16 protein-coding genes and 3 pseudogenes are annotated in these 18584 nt (G+C 64.1%); 6 read left to right on the top strand and 13 right to left on the bottom strand.

All coding sequences use genetic code 11. From position 1 onward, the window contains the following. The 3 genes from KBZ07_RS05285 to KBZ07_RS05275 form a co-directional block, all read right to left on the bottom strand. Window positions 1-746 (bottom strand): glycosyltransferase family 2 protein (locus tag KBZ07_RS05285; protein WP_254930631.1); only part of this gene is annotated, 746 nt, incomplete at its 3' end. Continuing rightward, a complete protein-coding gene (locus KBZ07_RS05280) occupies window positions 743-1339 on the bottom strand; it encodes a triacylglycerol lipase (protein WP_254930630.1) in 597 nt (198 codons plus the stop codon). The genes KBZ07_RS05285 and KBZ07_RS05280, both read right to left, overlap by 4 nt. Window positions 1340-1453: 114 nt before the next feature. Beyond that, window positions 1454-1801: an RNA-binding protein gene (locus tag KBZ07_RS05275; RefSeq protein WP_254930629.1), complete on the bottom strand. Its 348-nt coding sequence runs from the start codon at window positions 1799-1801 to the stop codon at window positions 1454-1456. 182 nt (window positions 1802-1983) lie between these two features. Here KBZ07_RS05275 and KBZ07_RS05270 point away from each other — a divergent pair, with 182 nt between their 5' ends. Continuing rightward, window positions 1984-2145, top strand: coding sequence for a Nif11-like leader peptide family RiPP precursor (locus tag KBZ07_RS05270; RefSeq protein ID WP_197150355.1), 162 nt, complete (start codon window positions 1984-1986; stop codon window positions 2143-2145). Window positions 2146-2164: 19 nt separating this feature from the next. On the opposite strand, the gene KBZ07_RS05265 is transcribed toward KBZ07_RS05270, so the two are convergent. Beyond that, window positions 2165-3277 carry a TrkA family potassium uptake protein gene (locus KBZ07_RS05265; protein WP_254930628.1) on the bottom strand — a complete coding sequence of 371 codons (1113 nt, stop codon included), beginning with the start codon at window positions 3275-3277 and terminating at the stop codon, window positions 2165-2167. 160 nt (window positions 3278-3437) lie between these two features. Here KBZ07_RS05265 and KBZ07_RS05260 point away from each other — a divergent pair, with 160 nt between their 5' ends. The 3 genes from KBZ07_RS05260 to bchL all read left to right on the top strand — a co-directional run bounded on the left by KBZ07_RS05260 (window position 3438) and on the right by bchL (window position 7438). Continuing rightward, a complete protein-coding gene (locus KBZ07_RS05260; RefSeq protein ID WP_254930627.1) occupies window positions 3438-4703 on the top strand; it encodes a ferredoxin:protochlorophyllide reductase (ATP-dependent) subunit N in 1266 nt (421 codons plus the stop codon). A 52-nt stretch (window positions 4704-4755) separates the two neighbouring features. Beyond that, on the top strand, window positions 4756-6375 hold the full coding sequence (locus tag KBZ07_RS05255) for a ferredoxin:protochlorophyllide reductase (ATP-dependent) subunit B (RefSeq protein ID WP_254930626.1): 1620 nt from the start codon (window positions 4756-4758) through the stop codon (window positions 6373-6375). Window positions 6376-6538: 163 nt separating this feature from the next. Continuing rightward, window positions 6539-7438, top strand: a complete 900-nt coding sequence (bchL, locus tag KBZ07_RS05250) for a ferredoxin:protochlorophyllide reductase (ATP-dependent) iron-sulfur ATP-binding protein (RefSeq protein WP_197150339.1) — start codon at window positions 6539-6541, stop codon at window positions 7436-7438. 3 nt (window positions 7439-7441) lie between these two features. On the opposite strand, the gene KBZ07_RS05245 is transcribed toward bchL, so the two are convergent. From KBZ07_RS05245 to pyrC, 8 genes and pseudogenes are all read right to left on the bottom strand, one after another. Continuing rightward, on the bottom strand, window positions 7442-10579 hold the full coding sequence (locus KBZ07_RS05245) for an efflux RND transporter permease subunit (protein WP_254930625.1): 3138 nt from the start codon (window positions 10577-10579) through the stop codon (window positions 7442-7444). 40 nt (window positions 10580-10619) lie between these two features. Then, window positions 10620-10835, bottom strand: coding sequence for a DUF3136 domain-containing protein (locus KBZ07_RS05240; RefSeq protein ID WP_094561403.1), 216 nt, complete (start codon window positions 10833-10835; stop codon window positions 10620-10622). A gap of 39 nt (window positions 10836-10874) precedes the next feature. Then, window positions 10875-12236 (bottom strand): cation:proton antiporter, encoded by a 1362-nt coding sequence (locus KBZ07_RS05235; protein ID WP_254930624.1) that lies wholly within the window; start codon window positions 12234-12236, stop codon window positions 10875-10877. Further along, on the bottom strand, window positions 12233-13726 hold the full coding sequence (locus KBZ07_RS05230; RefSeq protein ID WP_254930623.1) for a bifunctional orotidine-5'-phosphate decarboxylase/orotate phosphoribosyltransferase: 1494 nt from the start codon (window positions 13724-13726) through the stop codon (window positions 12233-12235). Before KBZ07_RS05230 ends, KBZ07_RS05235 begins: the two co-directional genes overlap by 4 nt. Before the next feature lie 26 nt (window positions 13727-13752). Then, window positions 13753-14019, bottom strand: a pseudogene (locus KBZ07_RS16275) (acetate kinase); the annotation flags it as partial. Between the two features lie 83 nt (window positions 14020-14102). Then, window positions 14103-14147: pseudogene (locus tag KBZ07_RS16270) on the bottom strand (hypothetical protein); the annotation flags it as partial. Between the two features lie 70 nt (window positions 14148-14217). Beyond that, a pseudogene (locus tag KBZ07_RS16265) lies at window positions 14218-14805 on the bottom strand (acetate kinase); the annotation flags it as partial. A gap of 131 nt (window positions 14806-14936) precedes the next feature. Further along, the gene (gene pyrC, locus KBZ07_RS05220; RefSeq protein WP_254930622.1) at window positions 14937-15995 is read right to left on the bottom strand and encodes a dihydroorotase; all 1059 of its coding nucleotides are present in this window, start codon (window positions 15993-15995) and stop codon (window positions 14937-14939) included. 141 nt (window positions 15996-16136) lie between these two features. On the opposite strand from pyrC, the gene KBZ07_RS05215 reads away from it, so the two are divergent. Then, the gene (locus KBZ07_RS05215; RefSeq protein ID WP_254930621.1) at window positions 16137-16361 is read left to right on the top strand and encodes a DUF3136 domain-containing protein; all 225 of its coding nucleotides are present in this window, start codon (window positions 16137-16139) and stop codon (window positions 16359-16361) included. A 100-nt stretch (window positions 16362-16461) separates the two neighbouring features. After that, the gene (locus KBZ07_RS05210; RefSeq protein WP_254930620.1) at window positions 16462-17694 is read left to right on the top strand and encodes an FAD/NAD(P)-binding oxidoreductase; all 1233 of its coding nucleotides are present in this window, start codon (window positions 16462-16464) and stop codon (window positions 17692-17694) included. Here the strand turns inward: KBZ07_RS05210 and KBZ07_RS05205 are convergent. Next, a partial coding sequence (locus tag KBZ07_RS05205; protein WP_254930619.1) for an AraC family transcriptional regulator occupies window positions 17691-18584 on the bottom strand: 894 nt, incomplete at its 5' end. The two genes, KBZ07_RS05210 and KBZ07_RS05205, sit on opposite strands and share 4 nt — an antisense overlap.

The following is an 18584-nucleotide window of genomic DNA, read 5'->3' as shown; positions in this document are numbered from 1 at the left end:
ACCACCATGTCCCGCAGTCCCCCGGGATACATGCGATAGGCCAGGTTGGTTGTGCCGAGAAAGGCGCTCACCGGCAGGCCCGCCGCTTCGTAGCGGTGGGCTAGAAACCAATCCTCCACCACTTCGCCGGCAACGGAGGCATGGCCGCCGATCTGGTCGTAATCCCTGCGGCTGGTCGCCATGGCAGGGCCAAAGGCAACCCCTGCCCGCGGCCCCAGGGGAACCGCCATCAGCCCCACCAGGTTGAACAACACAGAAAGCTGCTCGTAGGCCTTCTCGGTGCGGTGGTACGGCTGCACGGAAACCAGGCCGCCGTGCCGCTGCTGGTTTGCCACCAGCTTGGCCAGAAAGGTTGGTGCGGGTTCCGTGTCGGCGTCCATAAACACCAGTAACTCCCCCTGGCTTTGCTCCACCCCCTGGTGCAGAGCCCAGTTTTTGCCGCACCAGCCAGGCGGCAGGGGCGCCGAAGTCGTCACCTTCACGCCAGCGGCGCGGGCGATCGCCGCGGTGTCATCACCAGAACCGTCGTCGATCACGATCACCTCGAGCGGCTGCAGGCTCTGGAGCTGGAGGGCCTTGAGCAGCCGGGGCAGGGTGAGGGCTTCATTGCGGGCGGGGATCAGCACCGAAACCTGCGGCCGGTCAACCGGTGTGAGCTCAGCTAAGGCCGGCATGGGCAGGCACAGCCACCAGCCCAGCAGCCAGCGCACCAGAAGGGAAAGGGCCAGGGGATCAGGGGTGTTCAAGGCCGCAGCAGCTCGGCAGCCAGCACGTCGAGGGCGGCTGGCTCGCGCATCAGCTGCTGGTGGGTGAGCACAGGTAACGCCTGCCGCGAGCCCACCGGCAGCACGGCGCGCCAGCCCGGCACCACCATCAGGTCGCTGGGGCAGTAAAAGCTGGAGCACTCCACAGCTTGAAGAGTGGCCGGGTTGCCGTTGAGTTCGTGCAGCAGGGGGCTGGCCAGTTTCATATCAGCGATACCAGCCACCAGCCAGCGGGGCCAGGGTTGGGCGGTAGGGGTGCCCTGTTGGGGGCTGCCCACGCTGATGAACCTACGGGTGCGGCAGTGGCCCCCTTGCAGCTGGATCCAGGTGCGGCCGATCACCCCACCCATCGAGAAGCCAAGCAGATCGATGGGGGTATGGGGGCCGAAGGCCGCCTCGATGTGGCTGCCCAGGATCCGAGCTAGCTCCTGCACCGGGGTGCGACCGAGCCAGATGGGCAGATAGGGGACCAGCAGGGGGAAGCGCCGATCTCCAAGCCTCTCCTGGAGGCGATGGAACAGTCGCGGGGTATCCCAAAGACCGTGCACCAGCACCAGCGGAGGGTGGCTTGCCATGGCTTCAGGTTAGGAAGCCGCGGGGCCCGGGCCATAAAAAAACCGCCCCGCTGGGGGACGGTTTGGGGTCACTGGGGTGACCGGGATTGGCTGGAGCCGGTTGGCTCGTTTGGCTCAGTAGCGACCGCCGCCACCACCACCACCGCCGCCGTAGCCACCGCCACCGCCGCCGCCACCAAAATCACGGCGACCGCCGCCGCCGCCACCACCGCCGCCACCGCCACGGGGCTCGGCTTTATTGACGCGGATGGCGCGACCCATCCACTCCACATCTTGGAGATCCTCGATGGCCTTGGTTTCCTCGGCGGGGTTGGCCATCTCCACGAAAGCAAAACCGCGTTTGCGGCCTGTGTCGCGGTCGAGGGGGAGGCTGCACTTGCTCACCTGCCCGTATTGACTGAACAGGTGCTGGACATCTTCCGCTTCTGCATCGAAGGAAAGATTGCCGACGTAAATGGTCATGAACTCAGAAACTATGAATGGATCCTTCGACGGCCCAAGAGAAAGTGGTCAGCTCGCTAGAGAGAAATCTTTGAATCACCTATTACCCTACAGGGCAGCCTGCCGGTCCTAGGGGGGTTTGATCTCGCCGCGATCGCAGGATTCTGGCTAGGCATAGGGTGAAAACTCTCCCCCCACCTCCCATGTCGAAATCCCAGCTCAATGCCTTCATGGTCAAGGTGGATGCCGATTCCGCCCTCAAGGCCCGGGTTGTGGCCGCCGACGCCGATGCCGTGGTGGCCATTGCCCTGGAGCATGGCCATGTCTTTTCCCCGGCCTCCTGGTCTCGGGCACAGCGCGGCTGACTTCAGTTGGCCCCTGACTTCAGTTGGTCATGGCATCGACGCTTTTGAGGGCGGAGCCCAGCAGCAGGCCAAAGTTTTCCCGCTGCTGCTGGCTGCCCAATACCACAAGCATCTGGCCCGGCGCCAGTTTGGTGTCGCCGGCTGGGTTGGCGATCAGCGTGGGGGCTTCGGGGCTGTACTGCGAACCCCGGTATTGGCGCACTTGCCCTTCCGGCTTCGCCTTGGGCGGAAGGATGGCCAGCACCAGGGCACCCGAGCGGGCGCCGATCTGGAGTTCGGCCAGGGAGGCCCCATCGAGGGAGCCCAGGTCATCCGGGTCACTGCTGAGCAGGAACTCCTCCACTTCACAGTCGGAGCCAGCCAGCAGATCCATGAAGGTCACCGAGAGGGGTCGCAGGGCCGTTGCCGCCATGGCCCGGCCGCCACTGACGTAGGGACTCACCACCTGGTCGGCGCCGGCGAGCAGCAGTTTGCGCTCGGCCTCCTCGCTGTCGGAGCGGGCAATCAGACGACAGTTGGGCGCCATTCCCCTGGCGCTGAGCACCACGTAGAGGTTGGATGCGTTGTTGGGCAGGGCGGCCACCAGGGCTCGGCAGCGGTGAATGCCCGCCTCGAGAAGGGTTTCATCCAGGGTGGCGTCGGCGGATATCACCGCCAGGCCGCGCTCCTCGGCCGCATCCCGGCGCTCACTGTCCATCTCAACCACCAGCAACGGCACGTTTTCCCGGGTGAGTTGTTCGGCGATTTCGCGGCCGATGCGGCCGTAGCCGCAGAGGATGACATGGTCATTCATGCTGAGAAGCCAGCGGTGGAATTGGCGCTCCCGCAGGCGCCGAAAGTAGCCGGATTCAGAGAGTCCAAGGACGCCCTGGATACTGATCTGGACAACCACCAGCCCGCCCAGAATCAGCAGGGTGGTGACCACGCGCCCTGCGGCGCTGAGAACCTGGGTGTGGCCATCGCTGAACCCCAGGGTGCTGAGGGTGATCAGCACCATCCAGTAACAATCCCCCCAGTCCCAGCCTTCGCTGAGTCGATAGCCCAGGGCTCCAGCATTGACCAGCATCACCAGGGCCAGCGGAGCTCGCCAGGGTTTGCGGTTGCGCCTGTTGGGGGGTCTGCGGGGGGCCAAGGGCCAGAGCTGCTGGGTGGGTTGGAACGGGGCGGGGTTAGCTGGAGCAGCAATTCAGGTTAATGACCGTGGCCTGATCCCGAACATTTGTAGGCGTTGTCCACCAAGTGCCCGTTGGCTCAGTTAGCCCTGAAAGGTTCTTTCCACAGGGGTCGCCTGGATGGGCGCATCTCAGGTTATTGATGACCTCCATCCCGAACTGCTCAAGGAGAGCGGTCAGCGGGAGGTGTTCTGCGGGCTCACCTCGATTGTGTGGTTGCACCGGCGTATGCCGGATGCCTTTTTCCTGGTGGTGGGCTCCCGCACTTGCGCCCACCTGGTTCAGAGCGCCGCCGGCGTGATGATCTTTGCCGAACCCCGTTTCGGTACTGCGATTCTGGGCGAGCGGGATCTGGCCGGCCTGGCCGATGCCAATGATGAGCTCGACCGGCTGGTGAAGGATCTGCTGGAGCGGCGCCCCGAGATCCGCACCCTGTTCCTGGTGGGTAGTTGCCCCAGCGAGGTGATCAAGCTGGATCTGGCCAAGGCCGCCGAGCGGCTCAACACCCAGCTGGCCGGCCGGGTGATGGTGCTGAACTACAGCGGCAGCGGCATCGAAACTACCTTCACCCAGGGAGAAGACCAGGCCCTGCTGGCGATGGTTCCCCTGATGCCAGCCAGCCAGGTTGATCAGCTGCTGATCGTCGGCACCCTGGCCGATGCGGTGGAGGACAGGCTGGTGCAGCTGTTTGGTCGCCTGGGTATTCCGGTGGTCACGAGCCTGCCGCCGCGGCGCTCCACCGAGCTGCCCCCAATTGGGCCCGGCACCCGGGTGCTGCTGGCCCAGCCATTCCTCTCGGCCACGGCGCGGGCCCTGGTGAGCCGCGGCGGCCAGCTGCTTACTGCCCCCTATCCCTTTGGGGTGGAGGGCAGTCGGGCCTGGATGGCCGCCGCCGCCGCTGCCTTCGGGGTGGCGCCGGCCCTGGTGGCCGAGGTGCTCGATCCCTTGGTGGAGCGGGGCCAGCGGGCCATCGCTCCCCACCGGGAGCTATTGGCCGGCAAACGGCTCTTTCTGCTGCCCGATTCCCAGCTGGAGCTTTCGCTGGGGCGCTTCCTGCACCGCGAGTGCGGCATGGAGCTGGTGGAGGTGGGCACGCCCTATCTCGATCGCCAACTGCTCGATGCCGAGCTGGCCCTGTTGCCACCTGGCACCCGCATCAGCGAGGGGCAAGACGTGGAACGCCAGCTGGAGCGGGTCCGCGCCGAGCGGCCTGATCTGGTCGTATGCGGCCTCGGCCTGGCCAATCCCCTCGAGGCCGAGGGGATCGCTACAAAGTGGTCGATTGAGCTGGTATTCAGCCCCATCCACGGGTGCGACCAGGCCGGTGATCTGGCCGAATTGTTTGCCCGCTCCCTGCGCCGCCGCGCCCTGCTCTCTTTTGCCTGATTGGGTCATTTGCCCTAACCGGCCTTCCCCCCTGCCAATTTTCTAAGCCTCGATGGAACTCACCCTCTGGACCTACGAAGGCCCCCCCCACGTGGGCGCCATGCGGATTGCCACGTCGATGGAGGGGGTGCACTACGTGCTGCACGCGCCCCAGGGGGACACCTACGCCGACCTGCTTTTCACCATGATCGAGCGGCGCGACCGGCGGCCGCCGGTGACCTACACCACCTTCCAGGCCCGCGACCTGGGTGGCGACACCGCCGAACTGGTGAAGCGTTCGATCGCCGAGGCCGTGGCCCGCTTCCAGCCCGAGGCCCTGCTGGTGGGCGAGAGCTGCACCGCCGAGCTGATCCAGGACCAGCCTGGGTCCCTGGCGGCGACCATGGACCTCGGCGGCATCCCGGTGGTGAGCCTCGATCTGCCGGCCTATTCCAAAAAGGAGAACTGGGGCGCCGCTGAAACCCTCTATCAGTTGGTGCGCGGGCTGCTCAAGGCCCAGCTGCCCTCGCCGGGCTTCGAGAAGCCATCGCCTCAGCGCTGGCGCCAGGAAGGTCGCCGGCCGCGGGTCAATCTGCTGGGCCCGAGCCTGCTGGGTTTCCGCTGCCGCGACGACGTGCGGGAGATCACCCGGCTGCTCGGTGAATACGGCATCGATGTCACGGTGGTTGCGCCCCTGGGGGCCAGGCCAGCCGACCTGATGCGCATTCCCACGGCGGACGCCAACGTGTGTCTCTACCCCGAGGTGGCGGCGCCCCTGTGCAGCTGGCTGGAGCGCAGCTTCGGCATGGCCACCGTGCGTACGGTGCCCCTTGGCATTGGGGCCACGGTGGCATTCCTGCGGGAGTTACACGCCCTGCTCGGGCTGGAACTGCCTGCCGAGCTGGAGGCCGGCGCCGATGGGGTGTGCCAGGCCGAACGGCGCTCCCGCCTGCCCTGGTATTCCCGCTCGGTGGATTCCACCTACCTCACGGCCAAGCGAGTATTCATTTTCGCTGACGCCACCCACGCCATCGCCGCAGCCCGCATCGCCAGCCAGGAGTTGGGTTTCAAGGTGGTGGGTCTGGGTACCTACAGCCGGGAGCTGGCCCGGGAGGTGCGGGCTGCGGCGGCTGGGCTGGGCCTGGAGGCCCTGATCACAGACGATTACCTCGCCGTGGAGGCGGCGATGGCGGCAGCGGCACCGGAATTGGTGCTGGGTACCCAGATGGAGCGCCACAGCGCCAAGCGCCTGGGCATCCCCTGCGCCGTGATCAGCTCGCCGCTGCATGTGCAGGATGTGCCTGCCCGCTATTCGCCCCAGATGGGTTGGGAGGGGGCCAACGTGATCTTTGATGCCTGGGTGCACCCGTTGATGATGGGCCTGGAGGAGCACCTGATCGGCATGTTCCGCCACGACTTTGAATTCGTCGATGGCCACCTCAGCCACCTGGAGGGGGCCAGTGCCCCGACCGCTGAGCCAGCCACTTCCTCAGCCACTGCCGCTGCCCCAGCCGCTGGCTCATCCCCAGCTGGCCTGGTTTGGAGCCCTGATGGGGAGGCTGAATTGGCCAAGATTCCCTTCTTCGTGCGGGGCAAGGTGCGCAAGAACACCGAGGCCTATGCCCGCGACCGGGGCCTGGCCCTGATCGACAGCGAGGCCCTCTACGAGGCCAAGGCCCACTTCAGTTCCTGATTCCCTTTTTGTTCCTGTCGCCTGGCATGGGTATGTGTTTGGATCCGCATCAAGCTGATCGGGATGTTTCGCTTTGCATGCGCATCCCCCATACCCCAGGCAGGCAGCGGTTTGCCCGCAGCAGGATGGATATTCGACTGGGTCTGATCAAGCACCTATTGGTATGACATCAACTCTTCAACGTCCCGACCTATCCCGGCCCGATGGCGAGGGCAGCCTGCAGGTCCACCAGGACCCCTCGATGGCGATCGAGGAAGGCGCCCTGGTGCTTGCTGTCTACGGCAAGGGGGGGATCGGTAAGTCCACCACCTCCTCCAACCTGTCGGCCGCCTTCTCCAAGCTGGGCAAGCGGGTGCTACAGATCGGTTGCGATCCCAAGCACGACAGCACTTTCACCCTCACCAAGAGGATGGTGCCCACGGTCATCGATATCCTCGAAACCGTTGATTTCCACACCGAGGAATTGCGGCCGGAAGACTTCGTGTTTGAGGGCTACAACGGGGTGATGTGTGTGGAATCTGGCGGGCCTCCGGCCGGTACGGGTTGCGGAGGATATGTCACTGGCCAAACGGTGAAGCTGCTCAAGGAGCACCACCTGCTCGAAGAAACCGATGTGGTGATCTTTGATGTGTTGGGAGATGTGGTGTGCGGGGGCTTTGCCGCACCGCTGCAGCACGCCCACTACTGCCTGATTGTTACGGCTAATGACTTCGACTCCATCTTCGCGATGAACCGGATCATGCAGGCCATCAATGCCAAGGCCAAGAACTACAAGGTGCGTCTCGGTGGTGTGATCGCCAACCGCTCCGAGGAGACCGACGAAATCGACAAGTTCAACGCCCGCACAGGCCTGCGCACCATGGCCCATTTCAAGACCGTGGACGCCATTCGTAAATCCCGCCTCAAAAAGTGCACCATCTTCGAGATGGAAAGCACACCGGAAGTGGATGCGGTGCAGCAGGAATACCTCAATCTGGCCCGCCGGATGCTCGATGACGTTGAACCCTTAGAGGCCGAATCCCTCAAGGATCGGGAGATCTTCGACCTGCTGGGCTTCGACTAACCTCTAGGACTGGGGAGACATGCCAGCCGGCCTAGGTCTGCCCAGTTCCCAACCCTTGATGATGCGGTACATCACGGGAACAACAAACAGGCCCAGGAAGGTAGATACCAGCAACCCGAAGAACACCACCGTGCCGATGCTCACCCTGCCGCCTGAGCCGAAGCCACTGGCGAAGAGTAGGGGTATGCCGCCTGCAAGGGCGGCGAGGGCGGTGAGCAGGATCGGCCGCAGGCGGGCGATAGCCGCTCCGCGGATCGCCGTGTCCAGGTCGAGGCCTTCGGCCATGCGCTGGTTGGCGAATTCCACGATCAGGATGGCGTTCTTGGCCGTAAGGCTCACCAGCATCAGCAGGCCCATCTGGCCGTACACGTCGAGGGGCAGGCCCCGCAGCAACAGGCCGCCGACCGCTCCCAGCATGGCTAGGGGCACGGTGACCAGAATGATGAAGGGGTCGGCGAAGTTTTCGTAGAGGGCTGCTAGCACCAGCACCATCACCAGGATTGCCAAGGCAAACACCCGAATGTTGCCGCCACCGGCGCGCGACTCTTCCCGAGCCAGGCCGGCCCATTCCAATTCTGTGCTGCCGCCGAGCTGCCGCTGCACTTCCATCAGGCTGGCCATGGCTTGGCCACTGCTCACGCCAGGGCGGGGCAGGGCCCGGATGCTGATCGAACGCACCAGCCGGGTGTGGTTGATTGAGGTTGGGCCAGTGTTTTGTTCGATCCGCACCAATTGGGCCAGGGGGATCAGCTGGCCATCGCGGGTTTTCACCTGCAGAGCGAGCACGTCATCGGCGCTGCGGCGCGAGGCGCCGTCAAGCTGCACGATTACCTTGCGCACCTGGTCGCTCTCAAAGCTGTCATTGACGTAGTCACTGCCGAAGCTGGCTCCGAGGGTGTCGACCACGGTGCTGAGATCCACCCCGAGCGAGGCCATCTGCAGCCGATCTGGCACCAGCTGCACCAGGGGGGCACCGGCGGTGAAGCGGGTTGAAACCCGTTCAAAGCGATTGGTGGCTTGGGCGGCTCGGATGAAGGCCTGGGCTTGCTGTTCGAAGGCGGAGAGGCTGAGTTGACCGTTGCTGTTGTCCAGCAGTTCCAGCTCGAGCCCCCCTTCTGAACTGAACCCCCGCACGGAGGGTGCCTCGCTGAGCTGTACCACTGCACCGGTGATGCGGCGGCGCAACTCGCCCTTGAGTCGCTCTCCCACGGCCCGTGTAGCTGCCTCGGGGCTGCGGCGCTGCTCGATTGGCGCCAGGCGCAGGTAGAAGATGCCCTTGTTGGGGCTGCTATCGCCAAAGGAGCGCCCCGCATAGAAATTGGCGCGGGTGATCAGGGGTTCTTCAGCCACCACCTGGCGCACCTGCTCCAGCACCCGTTGGGTCTGCTGCAGCCCCAGGCCATCGGCCAAGATCACTACCCCCCGCAGCTGACCGTTGTCTTCCTGGGGGATGAAGGCTTTGGGCAGGGCTTGCAGGGCCAATCCCGTGATCAGTAGGCCGCCCAGTAGCAGGGAAACCACCAGCCGTCGCCGCTCCATAGTCCAGGCCAGCCAGCGCCCGTAGGGCACCTCCAGCCCCTCGAGCCAGCGCCGCGGCGGGTCTATCCATCGCAGCAACCAGGCCGGTTCGCGTTGCTGGGGGTTTAGTAGTCGGCTGCTGGCCACCGGCGTGAAGCTCAGGGCATTGAGGGTGGAGAAGGCGATGGCGCCGCTGATCGTGATTGCGATCGGGGCGTACAGCCGGCCCAAGCTGCCCCCCAGGCCAATCACCGGGATGAACACCACCACCAGGGCTATAGAGGTGGACACCACGGCCCCGCCGAGCTCGGCCATGGCTTCGCGGGCGGCCTGCAGGGGTGGCTTGCCAGCCTCCAGGCGGCGGCCAATGTCCTCGCTCACCACGATGGCGTCGTCCACCACCAGCCCAGAGGCCAGCACCAAGCCAAACAGGGTGAGGGTATTTAGCGATTGGCCGGCAAGCTTCAGCACGCTCAACGAGCCGATCAAGGCCACTGGCACTGCGGCAGCGGTGATCAGAGCCAGGCGGCTGTTGCCAAGGCCAAAAAGAAGCACCAAGAACACCAGCAACACCGCATCGCGCAGGCTGTCGAGGGTGCCCTGGATGCTGCCGCGCACAAAGTCGGCCTCATCAACAATCAGCTGCTGATCGACCCCCGGCGGAAATTGGGGTGCGAGCTCATCTAGGGCTGCATTCACCGCTTTACTCACGGTGATGGCGTTGCTGCCGTCGCGCTGGTAGATCACTACGGCTACCGCTGGCCTGCCCTGCAGGTTGGTGGCGATCGTGTCGTAGCTCTCGCTGCCCAGGCTCACCCGGCCCACATCCCTCAGCAGGGTGACGCCGCCATTAGCGCTGCGGGCCACCACCAGCTGTTCAAATTCCGCTGGACTGCGCAGGCGCCCTTCCATGCGCAGCGGCAGGGTGAGCTCCTGGCCGCTGGGGCTGGGGGCTTCGCCCGTTTGGCCCAAGGCAGCCAGCACGTTTTGCTGCTGCAGGGCCGCACGCACATCGGTAATTGTGAGGCCTCGCTCCTCGAGTTGGGCCGGGTTTAGCCAGAGCCTGAAGGCCAGGCTGTTGCCACCTGAAAGGGTGACGTTGCCCACTCCAGGCACCCGCTGCAGCCTCTCTTTCACCACCTGATCGAGCCAACCGCTCAAAAAGGTTTCGCCATAGAGCTTGGGATCAGCACTGAAGCTCAGCACCATCAGCAGGTCGTCGGAGCTGCGCCGCACCTGCACCCCGAAGCGCGCCACCGGTGCCGGCAGCTGGCGGGTTATCACCGCCACTTCGTTCTGGGTGTTGATCTGGTTGAGCTCGGGGTCGCCGCCCTCGAATCCCAGGGTGATGGAGCTGCCGTTGGCTGAGCTGGTGGAGCGGATGCTGTCTAGCCGCTCGAGGCCGTTTAGCTGTTGTTCCAGCAGGGCGGTGACCCCCTGCTCCACCACCTCTGGGCCGGCGCCTGGGTAGGTGGCCCGCACCGTGACTCGGCCGGGAGCAATCGGTGGCAGGTTTTCCACCTGCAGCAGCGGTAAACACACCAGCCCTATCAACAGAACCAGCAGGCTCACCACCAGGGTGAGCACGGGCCGGCGCAGAAAGGGATCTGAGATCGATTTCATGGGAGCCTTTGCGTTGCGCTGCTCGGGCCGGGATGAATGATCAGCCGAGATCGCGCTTCAGCACAACGCATAGATAGTCAGGTGCTTTATAGCGACTAGGCAGGCAGATATGAAGTTGCTCCAAGCGGCTCCAGCAGACGGTGCGTTGAATGGCGGCTACGGTTTTTCCTTCCTTTAGGAGCAGCCTCAGGGCCTTGCAATAAAGCGAATAATTGGCTTCGAGTTCCCCGATGGTGAGTCCCTGACTGCTGCTCATCGCACGGGTGGGCGTCCAAGAGTTGCAAAGACGCACTTATTACCCTACGGCTTCAGGTGGCGCCGAGATCAGGTTGAGCCGCCGGCAGAGCCGCGGCAGGGTGAGGCCTTGGGCTAGCAGGTTGATCAGCACTACAACGAACACGATGCTTTGGGCGTTGTGGGCTAGAGCAACGACGGAGCCTGGGTCGACACCACGTAGGTGACTGATCTGATCGACCGCGTTGTAAGAGAGGGCCAAAGGCACTGCCCCCCTTAGGCCACACCAAGACACCAACACGCTGTCCTTCCAGCGGAAGGGGGAGAGGGGTTGGAACACCAAAACGCTTATTGGTCGCACCACCAGCATCAACACCGCGGCGGTTATCAAGCCAACAGGCAGGGCGGGAAGCAGGCTGCTTGGATTCACTAGTAGACCAAATATTAAAAAGATACAAATCTCGGCCATGGTATTGAAGGGCAGCAGCACCTCCTGAATCGATTCATGGTTGATATCGGCTTGGCGGTAGATCATGTTGGTCATCATCACTCCAGTGATGTACACCGAAATCAATCCGGATCCGCCTAGAAAGTAGCTGCAGCCATAGTCCACAAAGGCAATAGACATGGCCACAATCAGTAGCTGGGATCTGTCGTGGGCCAGCTCATTGATCACGAATTTGGCCACATAGCCAAACAGTGCCCCTATGACTAGGCCGCCGCCTACCTGTTGCACGAAGCTGCGCAGGCCGTTGAGCATCACCCCAACAGGTGCTGCTTGCTCGAGGCTGGCGCCGGCGCTGGAGGTGCTGAACAGCCCCACGATCAAGCCGAATAGCAGCAGGGCCGTTGGGTCATTGACCGAGGATTCGAATTCGAGCAGGTGCTTGAGCCGTTCTGGCACCAGGTGCCGCACCGAACTCAGCACGTTGATGGTGGCTCCGGCATCGGTGGAGCCCAGGCAGGCGGCAATCAGCAGGGCAGCCCCCAGGGGCATGGCGTCGCTGAGTCCTGGCGCTAGTTGGTTTCCACCAGCGGAAGAAAGCAGCCAGATCAGGGCGGCCAGCAGACCCGTGGCAATCGCCACCCCCCCTACCGCCAGGGCCAGGCCATATTCCAAAAAGCCTCGAATGGTTTTGATATCCGTTTTCAGCCCCGCATAAAAAAGCAGCAGGGCTAGCGCGAATACATGAAGGCTTTCGGCCTGTTCATGGGTGACGTTGAGGCTTTGGATGTTGATCGCTAGGCCCAGCAGCAGCACCCCGAGAATCGCCGGGATCCCGATCTGGACCGAGAACCGGCTGATCGCCAACGTGCCTATAAACAGCAGGCCGATGAACAGCAGCTGGCCCTCCAAGGGCACCCCATTAAGACCTGGTGCCTGAGCAAAGAGGGGTGCCTGGGCAAAGAAGTGTGCGATCACGACCGGACTGAGTCGTCGTGACTCGATCCGAGGCTCGCGGCCTGGGCTTCGCTGAGGCGGCCGGCCCCCTGCAGCACAGCGGTGATCTGGGCGATGTCCAGTACTGAATGGCAGCTGTAGCCCGCCGCCGCCAGCCGCTCCCGGGCGCGGCGGTCATGGTCGCCGCCATGGTCGATGAACACCACCACGTCCTGCACCGTCAGGCCCGAGCTCTCCAGCTTGCCGATGCCCTCCAGGACGCTGCCGCCTGTGATCAAGATGTCGTCTACCACCACCACTCGGTCGCCCTCCTCAAAGTCGCCCTCGATCAGGCGCCGGGCGCCATGGGCCTTCACCTCCTTGCGGGGATAGATCAGCGGCTTGTGCAGTTGCAGTGAAAGCCCAGTGGCGGTGGGCAGGGAGCCGTAGGGGATGCCGGCGATGCGGTCAAATTCGAGGCCCTGCAGCTTGCCGGCATAGGCGTGGAGCACTCGGTGGAACAGGTTTGGGTCGGAGATGATCTGGCGCAGATCGACGTAGTAGTTGAAGACCGCACCCGAGGCTTGTACGTAATCGCCGAATAGCAGGCAGCCGATGTCGAACAGATCAACAATCAGGCTCTCGAGCGGGTCGGCGCTTGGTTGCTGCTCAGGTAGCCAGAGGGCACAGGTATCTGGGTTGCCCTTGTCGTGATTTTCCAGCCACTGTTGCCGCTTGGCCGTGATCTGCTGTTTGAGCGCCTCGGCTCGACTGGCCATGTCGTCCTCTACCAGCAGGTTTTGAGGTAGGGGCAGCAGCAGCCCATCGGCGGCGGCCCCCAGGCCGGCCTGCAGCATGGCGTCGAGCTTTTCCTCTTCCCCCCAGAGGCTGCGCAGGATCAAGAAGCGCTCCGGTGCTGCGGCCCGCACCCGCGCCAGGATTTGCGGATCACTGGTTCCCACCTCCAGCAACAGCTGGTCGGGGGTGGCCCACAGCTGGGTCTCGCGCACAATCTGCAGGTATAGGGGTGTCTCCTCATTTGGGTAGTGCTGGATCTGGCGCGCCGCCTGGTTTGAGCTGTGGCAGGTCATCACCACGGCCTTGTCTGGATAGAGCAGGAAGGGGGCTGCGATGTCCTGGCCAGCCAAGGGGGAGAGGGTCACCGCATCGGCGCCCAGATCTTTGAACAGGTAGTGGGCCAGGGCCGAGGAGGAGTTGAGATCGCCGTGTTTGGCGTCGATGATCAGGGGGAGATCGCGGGGCACCAGGTCGCGCACCTCCAGCAGCAGCTCCAGTCCCACCGGCCCAAGGGCCTGATAAAAACCAAGGCTGGGCTTGTAGGCGCACACATGGGGCGCTGTGGCCTCGATCACCGCCTTGATCCAGTGGCGGGCCTGGCTGAGGAAGGAGCGGCCCGCCAGGCCCCGCCGCGCTGCCCAGCTCTGCAGCATCTCCGGGTTGGGATCAAGCCCGGTCACCAGCAGCGACTGGCGGTCGGCGATGGCGTCGGTGAGTTTGACGAAGAAGCCCATCGCCCGCAGGCTGTTAGGGCTCGTTGTTAAGCCAGCCGTTGGCCTGTCCGCCGGCTGGTGACACAGCTCTTTGCAATCAGCCGCACCATCAACCCTTCCTCATCGGCGGCCACCCGCAGCCAGCGCAGCCCCGGCAACCAGGCCAGGGCCTGCTCCAGTTCCGTGGCGAGGGCGTCGTCGTGTTCGCCGATGCCGCCGCTGAGAGCGATGGCCTCCACTCCACCCAGGCTGGCTGCCATGGCCCCAATCCCTTGCAGTAGCCGGTGGCGGAACACCGCGATTGCCAGCTGGGCGCCGCGGTGCCCCCGCCAGCCTGGAGGCGCAGCTCCCGCATGTCTCCGCTGAGCTCGGACAGCCCCAGCAGGCCGCTCTGGCGGTTAAGGCCCGTATCCAGTTCGGAGACGCCAATTCCCTGGCGCATTAGGTGCAGCAGCAGCCCTGGATCGACGCTGCCGCTGCGGCTGGCCCTGGGGATCGATTTCGATCGCGCAGAGGGAGCAGCCGGCGCCGAGCTGGCAGCTGATCAGGCGGCGGATGTCTGGATCTCGGGCCGCGACCGTTTCGCCCACGTGCTGGTGGTTGAGGCCGTGGAAGCCAAAGCGGCGCAGGCCCTGCTGGCGCCAGGTTGCCGGGATGGCGTAGGTGGAGGCGGCTTCGCTGAGACTGGCGTGGAAGGCGGTGTCGAAGCAGGCCCATTGCTGGATGGCGCTGCCCTCCAGATGACCCTGCAGCTGGTCTTGCAGCCAGTTGATGGCCTCCAGCGCTGGGCCGTTGTGCAGTGGGGCCAGGGGCACCAGGTTTGCTAGCTCCGCCAGCACCTGCGGGCTTAGCAGGGTGGGAGCGCTGAAGTGGGCACCACCGTGCACGATCCGGTGAATTACAAGCTGGGGTAGGGGCTCAAGGGCAGCGAGCAGGGGGGAGAGCCACTGCTCCAGCAGTTCAACCAGTTGCTGGCTGCCCGAATCGGCCTGGGAAAGCCCCCAGCTGCGCTGCTCTTGCCAGAGCCGTCGGCCGCTCGAATCGCAGAGGGCCAGCTTGACGCTGGAGCTGCCCGTGTTCACCACCAGGGCGTGGGTCATGCGATCGGGTGCAGGCCTGTATTGGCCATAGCGTTGCAAATGTTGCCTTAACACTGCCGGCAGCTGCTCGGCCTTCAGTTCTTCCTGGGCACCATCTTCGGCGCCAACAAAGCCTCTCTAAAGCCGGATTCTCAGTGCAGCAACAATCGCCAGGGTAGGGTTTCGCCGGCATGGAAGGGCACCAGTTCGACAGCGGTGCCGGCCGCATCATTGAGGTGGAGGCGGCTGGGCACCTCCAACGGCTGCCGCTCCAGGGTGACCTTGGCCTCGTTGAGCGGTAGCCCGTAAAACCGTGGCCCAAACTCTGAGGCGAAGGCTTCGAGCCTCTCCAGGGCGTTCTCCTGCTCAAACACCGCCGCGTAGCTTTCAAGCGCAAATGGGGCATTGAAAATGCCAGCGCAGCCGCAGGCCGCTTCCTTAGCTGTGCGGGCGTGGGGTGCGGAATCGGTGCCCAGGAAAAACTTCGGGTTGCCGGAGGTGGCGGCGCCCCGCAGGGCGATGCGGTGCAGTTCCCGCTTGGCCACCGGCAGGCAGTAGAAGTCGGGCCGCAGGCCGCCGGCAAACATGGCGTTGCGGTTGATGTGCAGGTGGTGGGGCGTGATCGTGGCCGCCAGGTTGGCCGGGCCGCTGCGCACAAAATCAACCGCATCACTGGTGGTGATGTGCTCGAGTACCACTTTCAGGCCGGGGTGGCGCCGCAGTAGGGGCTCTAGGTGGCGCTCGATGAATACCGCCTCCCGATCAAAAATGTCGATATCGGCGCTAGTGACTTCGCCGTGGATCAGCAGGGGCATGCCGATGCGCTCAAGGGCGTCGAGCACGGGCGTTATCGCCTCGATTGAGCTGACCCCGGCGGCGGAATTGGTGGTGGCATTTGCCGGGTAGAGCTTGCAGGCCACCCAGGCCCCAGCGTTGAAGCCCCGTTCGATCTCGCCGGGATCGATGGCATCGGTGAGGTAGGCCGTCAACAGTGGTTCGAAGCGACTGCCGTCGGGCAAGGCTTCGCGGATGCGGCGGCGATAGGCCTCGGCTGCCGCCGCCGTGGTTACCGGCGGGTTCAGATTTGGCATCACGATCGCCCGGGCGAACTGGCGGGCCGTAGCCAGGGCGACGGCCTGGAGCATGGAGCCATCGCGCAGATGCACATGCCAGTCATCGGGTTGACGCAGGCTCAGCTGCTGGCTTGGCATGGCATGGCGCGGGATCGGGATCGGTTGGGGGCGGAACTGGTAAGGATTCGTGTCTTCACGGCATTGTTGCCGCGGGCACACAGTCCTCTGTTTAGCGTTGTATTTAGCTCGTCGGCGGGCTTCCTTCCGAACTTTCCCAGCATGACCGTTGCCCCCAAACCCACGATCGGAGCATTGGAAGCTGGTTACTCCGGCTGCTGCAAGGCCCTGCGGCTACTGATCCGGGAAGGGCGCAGCTTGGAGGCGATCAAGCGCACCGTGGCCTGGGACCGACTCAGCCTGCTCCACTCCTGCCTACCCACCCGCTACAAGGCACCCGACTATCTCTACGCCCTACTCAAACGGGAGGTGACCGAAGCGGTGTGAATCCTTAGCAGTGTGAATCTTTCGGGCTTGTCCATTTGACGCTTCCCGTCTAAAGCGGGAGGAATGGCATCCAGCCGCTGCTCCACCAGCGGCCCTTTTTATGGCCCATCATCAAATTTTGATTGTCGGCGGCGGCGCCGCCGGCATCACCGCCGCCGCCCAGCTGAAACGGGCCCGTCCGGCCCTTGCGGTGACGATTCTCGAGCCCTCCAGCGATCACTACTACCAACCGGGCTGGACCCTGGTGGGTGCAGGTGTGTTCAGCCTTGAGGAGACTCGCCGCGCTGAAGCCGATCTCATCCCAGCGGGGGTGACCTGGATCCGCGATGCGGTGGCTGGTTTTGATCCGGATCGCAACCTGGTGAGCACGGCCAGCGGCCAGAGCCTCAGCTACGACGTGCTGGTGGTGGCCACCGGCCTGCAGCTCTGCTGGGACAAGATCAAGGGTCTGCCCGAGGCCCTTGGCCAGGGCGGGGTGTGCAGCAACTACAGCCAGCACCACGCCACCTACACCTGGGACACGCTCCAGGCCTTCAAGGGCGGCCAGGGGGCGGCTGGCAATGCCGTGTTTACTTGTGCGCCGATGCCGATCAAGTGTCCGGGGGCGCCCCAGAAGATCGCCTATCTGGCTGCCGATGTTGTTGCCAAGAAGCGACTGGCGGCAAAGGTGATCTATGCCACCGCCACCCCTGGCATCTTCGGGGTGCCCGTATATGCCGCACCGCTGCGGGAGGTGGTGAAGCGCAAGGGTATTGATGCCCGCTACAACCACGTGCTTACGGAGGTACGTCCCCAGAGCCGGGAGGCGGTGTTCAAGGTGAGTGAGGGCGAAACCAGCCGCGAAGAAGTGATCGGTTACGGGATGCTGCACGTGACGCCGCCGATGGCTGCCCCCCAGGTGGTGGCCGATAGCCCGCTGGCAGCGGCGAGCGGCTTCGTCGAGGTCGACAAGTTCAGCCTGCAGCACACCCGCTACGCCAATGTGTTTTCGCTCGGCGATGTCAGTGGCATGCCGAACTCCAAGACGGCCGCGGCGGTGCGCGGCCAGGCGCCGGTGCTGGTGGCCAACCTGCTGGCCCTGCTCGATGGCCAGCCTTTAGCGGCGGCCTACGACGGCTACAGCTGCTGCCCCCTGATCACGGGCTATGGCAAGGCGATCATGGCTGAGTTCAACTATGAGCAGCAGCCGGTCCCCTCCTTCCCGCTCGACCCCACTAAGGAGCGCTGGAGCATGTGGTGGATCAAGCGCAAGCTTTTGCCTGGGCTCTATTGGAATCGCATGCTCACCGGTGCCCAGCACGAGCGGCGTTTTATCCCAGGACTGAAGGGCTAGCCGTGTAAGCGCCGCCCTTCACGCAACATCTCTGAGGGACGAATGCCGTAGGTGTTGTGGAAGTCGCGGCTGAAGGCGGAGAGGTTGCTAAAGCCCAGTTTTGAGGAGATGCCGGCAACGCTGTCGCTCGGCGAGGGGTTGAGCAGGTGCTGCCGGGCCAGGGCAAGGCGCTGGCGGCGGACCCATTGGATTGGTCCGCAACCGAAGCGTTGGCTGAAGGCGAGCTGCAGGTTGCGCCTCGAATAGCCGCTGCGCTGCTCCAGCTGCGTGAGGTTGATTGGTGATTGCAGATTGGCCCCAATCCACTCCAGCAATTCTTCGAAGATCAGTTCCCTGGAGAGCCCCTCGCCATGCCCGCTACCCCGCTGCTCTAGTTGGGGGCAGAGGGCTAGGGCCAGGATGCGATAAATGAGGTCGTCGAGCTGCAGCACCTCCAGATCGCCACGGACTTGCAGCTCCGGCGCATCCAGCAGGGCAAAGGCCCGGCGCAGGGTGATCAGCAATTTGGCCTGCCGCTCCTCGGTCATTGAGAGCACCTGGGGACGCTGCAGATTGGGGGCAAAGCGTCGACCGGAGAGGCCCATGCCGCCGATGGCTGCGGCCGTGTTCTGCAATCGCTGTAGATCTACATGAAGCACCAGCCCGTTGTAGTGGCCAGTGGTGTAGTTGTAAGAGAAGCCCGGGTTGAAATAGAGGGGTGCTTCAGCGTGAATGTGGAAAGTGTTCCCATCCACTTGGTAGGAAGACTCCCCCTGATAGCAGATGTTGATTGCGCCTACACCGGGGTTATCACCGATGCAGCCATGGATAGGGCTTGTATATCCAGAGGTGAGGGTGAGGTCTCCCGCTATGGCTGTGCTGGCCCGGTGCCGAAACGGGTTGAGCAAGGG

Source organism: Cyanobium sp. BA20m-14 (genome assembly GCF_024346295.1).
Note: the sequence above shows the minus strand (reverse complement) of the source record. Positions and strands in the feature narration are given on the sequence as shown.